The organism is Shimazuella alba (assembly GCF_009831235.1).
GTDB lineage: Bacteria > Bacillota > Bacilli > Thermoactinomycetales > Thermoactinomycetaceae > Shimazuella > Shimazuella alba.
Window position 1 is genome coordinate 389,812 of sequence record NZ_WUUL01000002.1, and the last position, 14,752, is coordinate 404,563.

The following is a 14,752-nucleotide window of genomic DNA, read 5'->3' on the forward strand; positions in this document are numbered from 1 at the left end:
CCATCTCGAAAATTCTGCGTAATGTTTTTTCCTATAAAGACTCCTTCTTAAAATCACTTAATCTGTATGGTTATGTTTCATATTCATAAAAAACTCCCGTAATAAATCAAACTTTTGCTCGGTATAATCAGGAGCTGTTGGTGTTAATTTTGCTAATAAATCATCTAATTCTTTTTCTAAGGCTGTTGTTAAATTGGAACGAAGACGACTTTCCAATCTCTCAACTGCCTGATCAAGATAATTAACCAAATTTTGCTCGTGTTGCTCATTTTCTGGTTCTTCGTCTACTTGCTCTGCTAACACTTCTTGCATATCTTCTAATTCCAAAGACATCGGCGCTTGATAGGCAAAACGGCTGGATCTATTTTGATCATGTAAAATTCCTTTGAAAAATTCCCATTGGTATGTTTTTCGCAGTTTTACGGGAAACATTCCAGATATTAATAAAATTCCCTCGTTCCGACCCATACGCGTTAACTCATCGGGCGTGATAAGTAATCGTTCTCCATACTGTTTGGATAGAGAACTATTTTCCTCTTTGCCTTTTGTGAATGAGGTAGACCTTGTTTGAATGGTTGTTTTCCCAATGAGCTCGGAAAAATAATCCGCAGTCATTTTATCGGATACTCCAAGCAAATAGCGCAAACTACAGTTTCCGATAATTCCTTCTGCCCTTTCTTTTGTATACAGGTCTACTAACTGACCCATCGATTGCACAATCGTACTGATACTGATGCCATAGCTTCGGCATGTAGCTAAAACTTGTTCAAATCTCGGGATTTTTCCGATATTTACAAATTCATCCAGCAAAAAATTCACTTTAACAGGTAACTTGTTATAATGGTGATCAGCTACATAGTAAAGCCGTTGGAACAATTGAGTGAAAAAGGTAGAAGTTAACTGCTCCCAAGTAGCATCTGCAATCGGTAAAATACAATAAACGATCATTTTCTTCTTGCCAATATCATCAAGAGAAAAATCGCTCTTCTCTGTAAATTTACGAACATCTGATGCATCAAACTTCGATAAAGTAATCCCCAAGGAGATAAAAATACTAGCCCTTGTGCGGTCTTCCGCCATACGGACGATTTGGTAGGATTGATATGCTGGATGATCCGTTGGCAGATTTCCAAAAAATTGATCCATTTTTTTAGGAGTACGTCCTTGCACCGTAAGTATTTCTTTTACTTTCGCAAGGTTAGCCTCCTGGGGGCATTCATAACGAACATAAAGGAGCAGCGTTTTTAATAGTGCAATCTCTGATCTTGTCCAAAAATCATTTTCAGAATTACTCTTTTCCCCAGAATTTGCGACGATCGTGGTAGCTACTTGCTCAGCCTCCGTCTCTTTCGTCACGTAATCAAGCGGATTATATCGATCACTGATGTTCATTTCTAAGAAATTAACCAAACGCACTTCATAACCTTGCTCTTCTTTTAATTTCGCAGTCGTCTCATAAATTTCGCCTTTTGGATCAGTCACGACGATAGAACGCTCTTGTTCATGAATCAAATTTGTTAGCAAATAAGACTGGGTTTTCCCCGATCCTGGTGAACCGACAAGAAAAATATTTCGGTTTGGGATTGTTGTCTCTTCCGGTAAAATAAGCGGTTTATTTCCTAACAGTCCAAAGATAATGCCAGATGGATTTCGTAAGTTTTCCTGTGCACTCTTTTTCCATGTGCGTCTTGCAAAGTGACTGCCGTTCATCAACTCCGATTTTTTGGCAAAGCGAGAAGTACCATGAGCTCCATAGGAAGCTGCTTGTTTATATGTGCGTCCAGCCAAAAACAAAAACACTCGCCGTGCAACCACTCCAGAGAGGACAATGATCACCAGTTGCATTTGTATAAACAGACCAATACCCATCGCTTGCTGGATCACATCAGGCAACTGACTCCATTCAAACTGCGAGATACCTGCTGGCACTGCGACAAGTATTATCGCCAGTACAACTTCCAACACCAGCACAGCCCCAACTGCCATAAGAAGCGCCCCAATAATGGGGCGTTGATAGTGACTGATAAGCCATACTCCTTTCTATACAATTACTAGTCCTACTGATGATTGTTAAGATGGGAAAAAATTCATCTTTGATAATTTCCCATTACATTCTTCGTTCTATCTTCCTTGCTTCTTCTACATGGCTATTGATAAATTGTAAATTACTTTAGATTAGGTTGCTTTGGGTGAAGTTTTTTTGTATCTAATTCTGCCATTGTAGTTTTTCTGCCTTTAGCCAATCTAGCAGCATAATTAGCATAATTAGCAGCAGATTTCACCACATCTCCAGCCGAACCGGAAATAGAACTAGCTTTGAACCACTCATTAACCATTTTAGGGGCACGCATCGTCAATGCTAAGAAACCAATAGTCAGAAAAATGTTTGTTAATGCACCATTAGCAATCATCTCAATGGAGAGCACAAAAAGTATTGGCTGGATCGACTGAGTTACAATAATTGCTAACAAATTTCTCCACCAGATAGAGAACAAATTCATTTCTTTATTGACCAGCGTCACAATTGCAACTGGACCGATAATTACTAAAAAAGCAAACTCTGCGGAACGAATTCCTATCTGGATAAGAATAATAATACAGAATATAGCTATAAGCACTAGTAAAATAAGGAAATAGCCAAAATAACCCGTAATGCCAACAACTACTACATCTAGTAACACTTGAATACTGGCTTGTACTTTCGTTAGATGATCTAAAGCATAATCGGTGAAAGCATTACCTAAGTAAAATAATTGGTCGCAAATCCACGTCAAGGACGAAATTAACCAAGCCGCAATAACAGTCTTACGAATCAGAGGTTTTATCTCGGAATAATCTTCTTGTAAAATCATTAATGAGAGAATTTTTACCAACTGGTAGACCAAAAACAACAACAAAAACGACCATGATAAGCTACTAAATCCTGTCTTTAAGGACTTTACTATTGGGTCATTGGATATATTATCTAAGTTAAGCACAGCCTTTAATATATCAATAACAGCTAGTAAAATTCCTTTTGCTTGATCATAAATCCAACTATTCGCATAGCACCCCAATTCCCATGCATTACAATTTGAATAGGGATCTTCTGCCGCTGCTTTATCAGCTGCTTCTTGTGCTTTTTCTACTGCCTCTGTTGCTCTATCTGCTGCTGTTTGTGCTGCATCGGCTGCTGCTTGTGCTTCATCAGCTGCTTTTACTGCCTCATCTTGTAATTTATTGATGTCGGGAGAATCAATCAAGGTCCAAGTATTTGTCCTTCTTGTTTCTTCAGCTGCTCTATCTGCTGCTGTTTGTGCCACTTTCGCTTGGTCTATCGCTATTTTTTTTTTCTGCTGTGCTTCTTTCAATTTTTTTTCTGCATTTGTCTTTTCTTTTGCCTTCATTGCCGCATCTTTTGCATTCTTCATTCGCTTCCATGAATCTATGGATATAACTCGTGCATCATCTGTTTCTTTCTCAGCTTTTTCTGCGTTTTTTTGTGCTTCTTGTGCTTTAACTTTTTGATCTTCTATTCTTTTTTTTACTGCTTTTATCCTTTTCATCTCTAGATCTTCGGATTGCTTTTGATCACCTGTAGTCTTATTTTCCGTTGTCCCCGTTGGTGCTGCCAAAGCAACATTGCCAACCAGATTAAACAATAGAACAAAACATATCACGATTTTTGCCCACATACTCTACACCCCATATTTTCGCTCATACCAAGCATAATCCCATAGTTTTAGCTCAGCTGGGGTGAGTTCGACTTGGAGATGGACTTTTTTACTGCCGACAACATAGATGCCTTTTCCCGCATTTTGGTGTTTATCCGCATCTTGAATAACGAGCAGCCGCTCTTCTTCTTCGGAGAAGCTCTCGGATGTCCGCTCGCGGATGCTGTTCATCTCTTCTTGAACCATTGGTAAATATAACTTAGTAACAGAATTTAGTATCACAGCTTCTCCATAGTTGCGCGAGCCTTCAACTGCACTTAAAAAATCCCCTACTTGCTGCGTAGCTGATGTGACACCGCCGGAAAACGAGCGGATCAGCTTGTACATCGAGGCTAGAAATTCCATCGCTAGCGGGTTTTTGGGGTCAGAGAGAATATGAGCTTCATCCACAAATATCTGATGGACTTTTTTCTTGTCCATCGTGACATCGTCCCATAAAAACGTAAGAATATTATACATCGCTACTTGCTGGAGATCGCCTTCGTTGCGCAGATCAAATAGATCAAACACAATCAAATCGTTTGATAAATCTACATTGGTAATTCCATTAAACGCTTTGGAATAGGAACCTTCTACATATGGATATAGAACTTGGTAAAATCCAGCTAATGGTGTATATTGCTCTTCTGTATGCATTAATAGATCTATCTTTCCATATAGATCTTTCATGATCGGATAATCAGAACTCTGCTTACTTTTAAAGTTGGTATCCCATGTAATCCCTTTATCCCGATAAACTTCGACGAGTACTTTTTCCAATAGAGCCATTGCTACCTGTTGTTCTTTTAAGTCTTTATACATCAGGGTAAACATTGTCTTTAATCTTGAAATCTTTTGATGCAGTAAGGAAGCCTCTAGCGGCAGGCCGGCCTCATCTGTTGCAATCGTCGCATTCATGATCTCAAATGGATTGATCACATTGTCATTCATCGGTGATATTTTGATCCATTCGCCACCAAGTTTTCGAGCTTTCTCCCCAAATTCTCCTTTTGGGTCCACGATTCGAATCGTGGTGCCCTGCATCCACCGACGCATGATATCCCCAAAGAGATAGGTAGATTTTCCTCCACCACTTGTTGCAATCACAACTTCATTTCGATTTAATAGTTCATCATGATCAACCAATACAATACTATTTGTTTTTAAATTTTTCCCTTTGATAATCCCTTTCTCACTGACAATTTCACATTCATCAAATGGAAATAACGAAGAGATAGATTCACTGTCAAAGTTTCGATAAGTCATCTCTGGAATTTTATGTGAGCGAACAGGCAAAACACTCTGAAATGCTTCTAACATTCGAAAATGTGGCGTAAGTAACTTAATCGATTTACTCATTTGGGTTTTGATTTGATGGGTGATCGAATTTAACTTATCTAAACTGTCTGCTTGAATATGCACGAGCATATGCTCGACAAACATTTCACTAGAGCCGTCTATTAAATTTTGCAGTAATATTTCGGCATCTTGCAGATCATTTTCTAGTTTTATTTGATCAACAGGTCTTAGTCTGGGCTCTTGCAGGCGTGTTTTGTATTCGATAACAGCACGATTTAATGCTTTCACCATTTCATGGGAAGGGGTAGGTTCAATATGGTGAATAACGGATACATTCGAAGACATCGTATGCAATTTCTCCAAAAAACCTGCTTCTACTTGATTGGAGAAATGGGAAACGGCTAATGTTCGGACATAGTTTCCACCTAATCGCAAATAATTGGCACCTTCTTCGATACTGTCAGGTGAAAAAATATCTAGAAGAAAACTTTCATCTGTTACGGAGTTTTCAATATCAGGCTCTTCTATTGGTTTTGCCTTTTGAAAAAAACGGCCAAGCAATATCATGACCCCTCTCGGCTTCTATACTGATCCACAGCCTTCATCAAGTTACCTTGTCCAATAATATATGGATATTCTTTTTGATAATTTCCTGCGGATAATTGTGCATTCTCATAATCAAAAAACATATGGATATATTTTGCCAATTCGTGATTCATTAATTCCCGTACCTGTAATTTATGTCGGTATAGCATATCTTCAATGGCTAATGTTATATCACGTGTTTTCTGTTTTAATTTTGCTATCGCATCTTCTTTCACATGTTCACTAGAAAAAGGCTCATCCAAAATAACATATCGACTGCGGCGGATCATATCCCGATCTTCTTGCAATGTTTTGGTATAGTTGATATAACTTGACAACATTTCTTTTTTATAAGGGTTTTGCAGCTGTTTTAGTTTCTCTTTCAGTTGCAAAATATACTCTTCTAAATCCATCGGTTCTGCTACTCTGGCAATTTGCACCGGATATCTTAACCCGCGCAAAAATGCCTCATAACCTTCTAATACTTCCTTTTCTTCCGAATAAGACATGAGATGAGTATTTACGGCACTAACCGATAAAACTTTTATCAAACGTTTATCTGTAGTCTCTATCATTTCATTGTATATCCCTTTGATAGGGATTAATGATTGTGCATTCTGCAAGGAACGATTAACTCCTTTTATCTTCTTTTCGAAAATAGATAGATTCGTTGACGTCGATTAAAGCGTATTCGCCATAGAAGTTGTTGATACAGTGCTATATTCTTCCGTTCTGGAATTGGGCGCACAAAAATCATTGCCCCACCAAGTGTTGCAGGCAATAGCGCCAAAAATAGTTTATAGGACAATTCCCAAGCAGAAGGGATGATATATTGGTAGCATACATAGCCAATTAGTCCAAGCGGGAGCAGTATTAATCCATCACGAAGCGTTATACCTCGCCAAATATGAAAGGCTTTTGTGATCTGGTTAGGGATAAGAAATCGTTTTCTTTCAGCTAACATATCTAACTCCTTCTAAAATGCACCTTCTAGCCATTTAACAATATTTTGTGCCATAAAGCACAATGCAGCTGCTCCACCAACCCACCACATGCCAGATTTTAATTTAGCTCTTGACTGCTCATCTGAAGCCAGCATAGAAGCGATACCCAATCCAATAAAAGCAAGTATAGCTACAGGAGTCGCAATACCTAAAAGTCCTTCCACTACTGTATTGGTAAGAAACTTAGAAATCTCCGTAAATGGGTTTTTTGCTTCAGCTTCAAGAAATAAAGTTTGCCATTTCATTACATTTTTCAGTCCTTTTTATTCAAGATAATCACGTCTTCTATTATAAAATACTTCTTTCCCTTTTTTACTAAATTGTTATTATTTTTCATAAATTGTCCCTCTTTACAATTGCACCACCTCTATCTCTCTTGATTAAAATAGTTTATAATCAAATATTTCTCTTACTTCCAGAGAAAAAATGGGACAAAAAACAATATACTATATTTTCACAAAATAAAAAACCTGCTCATTGGCAGGATTAATCTTCTATTTTCGATTTAAGAAGTAAAACCTCATCTATCGCTTGTTTGGATACATGCCTGTATTCCATCAATCTCATAACTTCATCCCAACATCTAATGTAATCATTTCTTTTTTGGGTAGACCATCTTTGGGTTCTTGCTTTCACAATAGCTTCTTTCGCATTTTCCGTAGTCATCTTTATGTGTTGGGAGTTATCATACAATACCTCTTTCTCACGATTTAAAACTTGTAAAGTATCAAACATCTGATCTTTCTCTATTTTTTCGATTGTTTGGAGCAGACCATGATATGCATCCTGGTGTGACAGGAGTGGGGTCATTCTCCCATAACCAATTTGTGCTTTTTGGGCTTCATATCTTTCGTGAATTCCTAAAATACTGTCTTTTTCACTTACAGCCATGACTTGAATCGTTATTTTGTAGCCTCTATGGAATAAATCCTCGATTGTACGGCAAATTTGATCCGTCCGCATCGTGCCTTCAAAAATAATATTTCGTTTGGTTTCCATGGCATGGGTAAATAATCTGCTTGTCCAATCTCGTACGACAACATCTGTTAATGTGGCATAATGCTGTTCATTTTGTTTTAAGATTTGAGAGCTGTGAGGATGCTCTTTTCGAAGTTCATCACCATTTAAGATAAAAACATTGCCATCTGGAAATCGTTCTTTGGAAAGAGAAATGAGTCCTCCTTTGCCACAACCCGGTTGTCCGCCTAATATCACGATCTCTGGATTTCCCACTGGCTTCGTATATGCTTCCATTTCCTCTATAAGTTCAGCGTAGATTTCTTCTTGTATCGGTTGCGGAATTGGTGGGATACCGCCATTTGCATCCATAAACGCTTTCTCGTCTTCCAATTCACGTCGGACGATAAGTCCATACTCACAAATAATTTTTCTGATGACCTCTTTATTCCCAAAATACATCTCTAGTCGTTCTTTTCTCAACACATCTAATCTTTTTTTCTGTTCTTTTATGAATGTCTTATTTTGATTTTCCTTCGCTGATCTTAGTTGCTGTCTTGTAGTAGAGATCATTTCAGCAATGATCTCAATCGCAACATCTAATCGTACCCAGTCTGGAATCGATTCGTATGTTTGATAAATTGGCATGCACCCCTTCCTTTATCATTATAAGGAAGCTCACTGAAATAAATCAACGAATCGCCCAAAAGATGAAGGTTTATAGCGTAAAAATAAATCAGGTTCTATCACTTCTACTTCCATCAGTTTTACTATTCCTTGCTCATCTTGGATAAAATCGACTCTTGCATACTTTGGTTTATTTGGTAAAACTGTTAACACTAAATCCGTGAATTCAACCATTTTCTTTTCTGGTCCTGCTAATGTTTCAGAGCCTCCATACTGAGATTGAACACGGTACTCCCCTTTCCTTGGTAACTTGTGAATGATGTGTTGAAGGATACCATCCAGATAAACTGCTGAGTATTCGCCTTTTGTGACAATCGAAGGCTCATAATGCTGTACCAGCAAAGGCTCTTGAGTTAAATTTTCTCGTTCGATTATTTGATGGAGTTCTGTTTGATTGTGGCACAACCAATTTCCCCGTCCACCTGCAGATACTAATTTTTTTATGACTACTGGTTTGATCAAGAGATCTTTTTGTGCGAAAAGATCTGATCCTGTCTCAACGAAAGAGGTATGAGGCAAAGTAACTCCTTTTGCTTGTAAATCAAGCAGATACCTTTTATCCATATTCCAGAGAATAAGTTCCGTCGGGTTAAGGAAAGAAAGATAGGCATCAAGCTCTTTGATCCAATCACGAAATTCATCTACGTGTAAAATATAATCCCATGTTGTATGGAGGAAAACGATATCATACTGTTCCCAGTTAACTTGCTGATCATTCCACATCACTAACTCAGCTTGGCAACCCATTCGATGAAAGGTAGCTAATAACGTTTTGGTGTCCTTCCCTCCATCTGGGAAAAGGACAGATGTAGCGATAGCGATTTTCTTTTCCATTTTCTCACGCTCCTCGTTTCAAATTACTTGATGATTAATGAAAAACCAAAGGCTGTACATTCAATTATAGAAAACCGCAATACTTTTGATACATTCTTAGGACTAGATTTCGACTTGGATCTCTAGTGGTCAAATTGTTTATCATATCCAATGTAAATCAGACCACAGAGGGCGAAGATGATCTGAACGGAGTGTTCTTCAGGGTATGGAGGCAGGTAGCCTGTTTCTGTTTCTATGCCTGTTAACAGACAGGTCACCATCTTCTCCGTAACACCTGTTGGGAAGGCGGAAGCTAAAACTGATCCACACCCGTCTCGATAAGTATCGCAGAACGGATGATCACTTTTATCAATTTAGCTGATATCTACATTACTATTTCCATTTGCGCATACATAAAAGATCCCCCGATTTTCATCAGAGGATCTGATCCAAATGTCTTATACATATACAGGTCTTACTTGGATGGTCTGGTCACGATCTGGTCCGACAGAGAAAATGGTTAATGGAATTCCTGTCAGCTGAGTTATTCTTTCCACGTAATGTTGGGTTGCTAATGGCAGTTCATGCAAAGAACGTGCACCTGTGATATCTTCGTTCCAGCCGGGTAGTTCTTCAAATATAGGTTCGCATTCTGCTAATAAACTGAGATCAGCAGGATAGTTTTCCAAGATTTCGTTTTTGTAGCGGTACGCTGTACAAATTTTAACAGTTGGTAATCCAGTTAAAACATCTAAGGAATTGAGGGATAGACCTGTTATTCCACTCACACGTCTAGCATGACGTACGACAACGGAGTCAAACCAACCTACACGACGCGGTCTTCCTGTTGTTGTACCATACTCCCTACCAACTTCACGAATTTGGTTTCCGATTTCATCGTTTAATTCAGTAGGAAATGGACCATCGCCTACACGTGATGTGTATGATTTTGCAACTCCGATAACCTGATGGATTTTCGTTGGTCCTACACCAGAACCGATACAAACACCGCCAGCTACAGGGTTAGAAGAAGTCACAAAAGGATAAGTCCCTTGGTCAATATCCAACATAACCCCTTGAGCACCTTCAAACAACACACGTCTTCCTTGATCGATCGCATCGTTTAAAAAGACGGATGTATCTGTGACATATGGACGAATACGATCTACAATTGCCATATAGGTGTCATAGATCTCTTGGTACTGCAAACCTTCTGTATCATAAAGTTGTTCCAACAAACGATTTTTTTGTTCCAGATTGCGGCGCAATTTATCAGCAAAAACTTCAGGTGTTAGTAAATCAGCCACCCTGATTCCAACACGTGCAGCTTTGTCCATATAAGCTGGCCCAATGCCTTTTCCTGTCGTTCCAATCTTGTCTGTTCCTTTTTGTGCTTCTTCTGCTAAATCTAACTTGATGTGATAAGGCATGATCAAATGCGCACGATCGGAAATCTTTAGGTTATTCAGGTTTACTCCATGCCCCTCAAGGTAGTCCAACTCTTCTACCAATGCAAGCGGATGAATAACCATCCCATTTCCTAGTACACATTTTTTATCCCCATAGAATATCCCTGAGGGAATCAAATGCAATTTATAACGTGTCCCACCGAACACAATGGTATGACCTGCATTATTACCGCCTTGATATCTTGCTACAGTTTCTGCTTTCTCAGCTAAAAAATCAGTTATTTTGCCTTTTCCTTCGTCTCCCCACTGGGTTCCAACAACGACTGCGGTAGACATGCTAATCCCTCCAGGGTGCTATTTCATTTCAAACCATGTACATTTTATAGTGATAAGTGGAACATGTCAAATAAAAAACGAACATTCACCCAAAAAAATTGGTTGTATATTCGTTATTTTTGCGGTCGAATCTCCAGTGATAAGAATTTGTTATAGTTTTTCAAGAAAAGCAATTCAACTCTACCTACTGGTCCATTCCGCTGTTTTCCGATGATAATCTCCGCTATATTTTTTTTCTCTGATTCTTCGTTATAATAATCATCTCGATATAAAAAGGCTACCATATCTGCATCTTGCTCGATTGAACCTGATTCACGCAAATCAGACAGCATCGGGCGTTTATCTTGCCGTTGTTCTACGGCACGAGACAACTGAGATAAGGCAATGATGGGTACATTAAATTCTCTTGCCATCAGTTTAAGAGAACGAGAGATTTCCGATATTTCTTGTTGTCGACTGTCTATTCCTCGCCCAGAAATAAGTTGAAGGTAATCGATCATCACCAAGCCAAGCCCATGCTCTGCTTGCAGTCTTCTTAATTTTGCTCGAATATCAAAAATAGTTATACCTGGTGTATCATCAATAAAAATGGATGCTTCGCTCAACGTACCGATTGACATCGTCAATTTTTCCCAGTCTTCTTCGTTTAAGTTACCAGTCCGAAAAGCCTGTGCATCAATATTTCCTTCTGAAGCGATCATCCTCATTACCAATTGAGCGGAAGACATCTCAAGACTGAAAATAGCTACTGTTTCACCAGTTCGTAGAGCAACATTTTGAGCCACGTTTAGAGCAAAAGCTGTTTTCCCCATACTAGGACGAGCTGCAACAATAATCAAATCAGATTTCTGAAAACCAGATGTCATTTTATCCAAATCGATAAATCCAGTAGATAATCCTTTTAGTCCGCCTTTGTTATAATGCAAGGATTCGATCTGTTCATAGGACTCCACTAGCACATCCTTAATAGCAGCAAAGGAACCTTTGATTCTTCGTTTTGCGATATCCAATATTCTTTTTTCCGCTGATTCCATAATTCCAGATATGTCTTCTTCACTTGTATATGCATCACTTATAATCTCAGAGGCTGTGCGAATAAGATTACGCTGCATGGATTTTGTTTCCACGATTCTCGCATAATAATCAACATTAGAAATAGCGGGGACAAGTGCAGCAATTTCAGTTAAATAGCTGACCCCTCCCACTTCTTCCAACAGATTTTTATCTTGAAGCAATGCAGTTAGTGTCACTAGATCTATTGGTTCCCGCTTCTCTGCCAGTTCATTCATCACTTGATAGAGACGTTGATGTCCCTGCCGATAAAAATCTTCCGCACGTATACGTTCATTTACGTTCGTAAGCACATCTGGATTTAATAGTATCGCTCCAAGTACAGCTTGCTCTGCCTCCATATTTTGAGGTGGTAAACGATCTGTTAATAACTCACTCATCTTTAAGTACCCCTTAAGATACCCCTCATTATTTTCCTTCCACTACGATTACTTGGACTGTTAGGGTAGTAGTTACTTTTGGATGTAATTTAACAGGGATTTTCACAAAACCTGCTTGTTTGATTGGCTCTTTTAAGGTTATTTTTTTCTTGTCGATCTCTATTTGAAAAGTGTTTCGAAACGCTTGACTGATCTGCTTAGATGTTATTGCCCCAAACAATCTGCCATCTTTCCCTGCTTTTGCTTCGATTTGCAATACTTTCGCTTCAATTTTTTCACCGAGTGCAGTCGCTTCTGCTAATTCTTGTTTTTTTCGTTCTGCGTCTAACCGTTGCTGCTCTTTTAAAGAATTCATATTTCCACCAGAAGCTTCTACAGCCATTTTTCTTGGAAGAAGGTAATTACGTCCATATCCCTCTGCTACTTCTTTAATATCTCCCTTTTTCCCAGTACCTTTTACATCTTGTAATAAGATCACTTTCATCTTAAGTCTCCCCCTCGTTGTCTAGCATCTCTTCAAGAAGAGATAGCAGTGTTTTCTCTGCTTGTTCTACGGTAACACCCTTTAATTGACATGCTGCATTCGTAAGATGACCTCCGCCACCCATTTCTTCCATAATGACTTGAACATTTAATTTTCCTGCTGATCTTGCACTGATCGAAACCATTTTATCTTCTCTTTGTGCGATAACGAAAGATGCTTCTATTCCATGTATATTTACAAGTGCATCTGCAGTTTGTGCAATGGTTATTTGATCGTAGTGATGATCATTATCTCCAACTACTATTGCATATCGATCATAAATCGTTCTTGCTTTTTGCAGCAACTCTGATCGATGCATCAAAGCTGGTAAATCTTCCCGTAATAGTGATTGTACTAAAAATAAGTCAGCGCCATGTCTCCTCAAAAAGGAAGCGGCTTCAAATGTCCTTGAACCTGCTCGAGCTGTGAAGTTTTTCGTATCTACTACTATACCTGCTAACAAAGCAGTAGATTCTAGCGGGTCCAAGGTAAGGTCATCTTGGTACTGCAAGAGCTCTGTTACGAGTTCACAAGTAGATGATGCATATGGCTCAATATATGTAATGACAGCATCCTCTACATAATCTTCTCCCCGACGGTGATGATCAATTACTACCATCTTCTCTGCTCGATTGATGACTTCAGGTTCAACAACAAACGAAGGCTTGTTGGTATCAACAATAATAAGTAATGTCCCAGGCTCTTCAATTATTTCTATAGCTTTGGAAGAAGAAACCAATTTATCGCCAAGAGCATGCTCTTTCAACTCTTTCATCAATCGTTGTGTTGTCATATCTGGTCGATCAACCACCATGAAGGAGGGACGTTCATGCAAGGATGCAAAATGCATCATTCCAATTGCAGCACCTAAAGCGTCCATGTCGGGATCTCGATGCCCCATCACCAATACTTGTTTACTGTCATCAATCATTTTACCAAGAGAACCAGATATAACGCGAGCACGTACTCTCGTTCTTTTTTCCATGGCATTTGTCTTACCGCCAAAAAACTTTACTCTCTCTTTTCCTTGTACTGCAGCCTGGTCTCCACCCCTCGCGAGTGCTACTTGTAATGCAGCTTGTGCGTGGTTTGAACGCTCTATCATATTGGAACCGACATTGGTAATACCAATACTAAGCGTAATTGGTATTTTATGTTGCCTCGTCTGCTCACGAACCGTATCCAAAATATCAAAACGATTTTGGATCAATTGCTCCAACGTTTGCTGATTTGTAACCACAAACATCTTATCTGTATCTACACGCTTCAAAGCCATATCATATTTCTTCGCCCATGTTGTTATCGTATTTAAAATATTAGCTTGTAATTCAGCTTCTTCCTGATCTGACAAGCCTTGTCCAGCCTCATCATAATTATCTAACTGCAGGAAGCCTAGAACTGTTCTTTCAAGTTCTATTCTCTTATGTAGTGTAGCAAGAGGCGTTACATCTTGTATCATGTATAAATGATATTCAGGGTAATGTGTAAATTGATAAGATCTTTCCCCCATAATTAATGAGAATGAGCCTCCATCATGTGACTCAGGTGTCGGGAAAATATCTGTAACGGCTTGATCCACTAATTTTCTATCACCAAACATATCTTGAATAAATGAATTATGCCAAACTATTTTATGATCGTGATCATATAAAAACACACCAATCGGTAACTTTGTCAAAGTGAGTCTACTGGCTGTGTTCAATTGATCGACTAAATCATTGGTGTAGGAACGAAATTGCTTTTGAAATATTGATTCCAAAAATCCAATTCCTACTAAAAGCACAACAAAACTAATCGCAACAAAAACCATTGGAAGCCATTTGTCTGACCACCATAAATATCCAGTCCAAACTATCCACAATAGGGCACAAACCAAAACGAATCCGCGCCATCTAGCTAATACAAATTTCGGCATCACATTTCCCTCACCAGCGGATAAATGAGTTATCCATCGAACTATATATGTATATTCTACCCCAGATATACGTCCGATCAA

13 protein-coding genes are annotated in these 14,752 nt (G+C 38.8%); all 13 read right to left on the bottom strand.

All coding sequences use genetic code 11. The features are described from left to right. Positions 1-57: 57 nt before the first annotated feature. Positions 58-1,986, bottom strand: a complete 1,929-nt coding sequence (locus GSM42_RS04730; RefSeq protein ID WP_160800381.1) for a VirD4-like conjugal transfer protein, CD1115 family — start codon at positions 1,984-1,986, stop codon at positions 58-60. 179 nt (positions 1,987-2,165) lie between these two features. Next, positions 2,166-3,674 carry a conjugal transfer protein TrbL family protein gene (locus GSM42_RS04735; protein ID WP_160800382.1) on the bottom strand — a complete coding sequence of 503 codons (1,509 nt, stop codon included), beginning with the start codon at positions 3,672-3,674 and terminating at the stop codon, positions 2,166-2,168. Between the two features lie 3 nt (positions 3,675-3,677). Beyond that, complete coding sequence (locus GSM42_RS04740) at positions 3,678-5,558, bottom strand: VirB4 family type IV secretion system protein (RefSeq protein ID WP_160800383.1); 1,881 nt, start codon at positions 5,556-5,558, stop codon at positions 3,678-3,680. After that, positions 5,555-6,199, bottom strand: a complete 645-nt coding sequence (locus tag GSM42_RS04745; protein ID WP_160800384.1) for a TraC-like domain-containing protein — start codon at positions 6,197-6,199, stop codon at positions 5,555-5,557. Before GSM42_RS04745 ends, GSM42_RS04740 begins: the two co-directional genes overlap by 4 nt. Positions 6,200-6,216: 17 nt before the next feature. Beyond that, complete coding sequence (locus tag GSM42_RS04750) at positions 6,217-6,540, bottom strand: hypothetical protein (protein WP_160800385.1); 324 nt, start codon at positions 6,538-6,540, stop codon at positions 6,217-6,219. 12 nt (positions 6,541-6,552) lie between these two features. Continuing rightward, positions 6,553-6,825, bottom strand: a complete 273-nt coding sequence (locus GSM42_RS04755; RefSeq protein ID WP_160800386.1) for a TrbC/VirB2 family protein — start codon at positions 6,823-6,825, stop codon at positions 6,553-6,555. Between the two features lie 241 nt (positions 6,826-7,066). Continuing rightward, the gene (locus tag GSM42_RS04760) at positions 7,067-8,185 is read right to left on the bottom strand and encodes a zeta toxin family protein (RefSeq protein WP_160800387.1); all 1,119 of its coding nucleotides are present in this window, start codon (positions 8,183-8,185) and stop codon (positions 7,067-7,069) included. Positions 8,186-8,215: 30 nt separating this feature from the next. Then, entirely contained in the window at positions 8,216-9,058 is an 843-nt protein-coding gene (locus GSM42_RS04765; protein WP_160800388.1) for an ATP-grasp domain-containing protein, read from the bottom strand. 122 nt (positions 9,059-9,180) lie between these two features. Continuing rightward, positions 9,181-9,318, bottom strand: a complete 138-nt coding sequence (locus tag GSM42_RS04770) for a hypothetical protein (RefSeq protein WP_160800389.1) — start codon at positions 9,316-9,318, stop codon at positions 9,181-9,183. Between the two features lie 177 nt (positions 9,319-9,495). Then, positions 9,496-10,782, bottom strand: a complete 1,287-nt coding sequence (locus GSM42_RS04775) for an adenylosuccinate synthase (protein WP_160800390.1) — start codon at positions 10,780-10,782, stop codon at positions 9,496-9,498. Between the two features lie 113 nt (positions 10,783-10,895). After that, the gene (dnaB, locus tag GSM42_RS04780) at positions 10,896-12,233 is read right to left on the bottom strand and encodes a replicative DNA helicase (protein WP_160800391.1); all 1,338 of its coding nucleotides are present in this window, start codon (positions 12,231-12,233) and stop codon (positions 10,896-10,898) included. Between the two features lie 28 nt (positions 12,234-12,261). Then, positions 12,262-12,717 (bottom strand): 50S ribosomal protein L9, encoded by a 456-nt coding sequence (rplI, locus tag GSM42_RS04785; protein WP_160800392.1) that lies wholly within the window; start codon positions 12,715-12,717, stop codon positions 12,262-12,264. Position 12,718: 1 nt separating this feature from the next. Continuing rightward, positions 12,719-14,671 (bottom strand): DHH family phosphoesterase, encoded by a 1,953-nt coding sequence (locus GSM42_RS04790; protein ID WP_160800393.1) that lies wholly within the window; start codon positions 14,669-14,671, stop codon positions 12,719-12,721. Positions 14,672-14,752 lie beyond the last annotated feature (81 nt).

Excerpts from the sequence above, each read along its gene's own strand:
- GSM42_RS04775 (WP_160800390.1), bottom strand. The coding sequence starts at position 10,782 with ATGTCTACCGCAGTCGTTGTTGGAACCCAGTGGGGAGACGAAGGAAAA.
- GSM42_RS04740 (WP_160800383.1), bottom strand. The coding sequence starts at position 5,558 with ATGATATTGCTTGGCCGTTTTTTTCAAAAGGCAAAACCAATAGAAGAG.
- GSM42_RS04735 (WP_160800382.1), bottom strand. The coding sequence starts at position 3,674 with ATGTGGGCAAAAATCGTGATATGTTTTGTTCTATTGTTTAATCTGGTT.
- GSM42_RS04730 (WP_160800381.1), bottom strand. The coding sequence starts at position 1,986 with ATGGCAGTTGGGGCTGTGCTGGTGTTGGAAGTTGTACTGGCGATAATA.
- GSM42_RS04770 (WP_160800389.1), bottom strand. The coding sequence starts at position 9,318 with ATGGTGACCTGTCTGTTAACAGGCATAGAAACAGAAACAGGCTACCTG.
- GSM42_RS04755 (WP_160800386.1), bottom strand. The coding sequence starts at position 6,825 with ATGAAATGGCAAACTTTATTTCTTGAAGCTGAAGCAAAAAACCCATTT.
- dnaB (WP_160800391.1), bottom strand. The coding sequence starts at position 12,233 with ATGAGTGAGTTATTAACAGATCGTTTACCACCTCAAAATATGGAGGCA.
- GSM42_RS04765 (WP_160800388.1), bottom strand. The coding sequence starts at position 9,058 with ATGGAAAAGAAAATCGCTATCGCTACATCTGTCCTTTTCCCAGATGGA.
- rplI (WP_160800392.1), bottom strand. The coding sequence starts at position 12,717 with ATGAAAGTGATCTTATTACAAGATGTAAAAGGTACTGGGAAAAAGGGA.
- GSM42_RS04760 (WP_160800387.1), bottom strand. The coding sequence starts at position 8,185 with ATGCCAATTTATCAAACATACGAATCGATTCCAGACTGGGTACGATTA.
- GSM42_RS04750 (WP_160800385.1), bottom strand. The coding sequence starts at position 6,540 with ATGTTAGCTGAAAGAAAACGATTTCTTATCCCTAACCAGATCACAAAA.
- GSM42_RS04790 (WP_160800393.1), bottom strand. The coding sequence starts at position 14,671 with ATGCCGAAATTTGTATTAGCTAGATGGCGCGGATTCGTTTTGGTTTGT.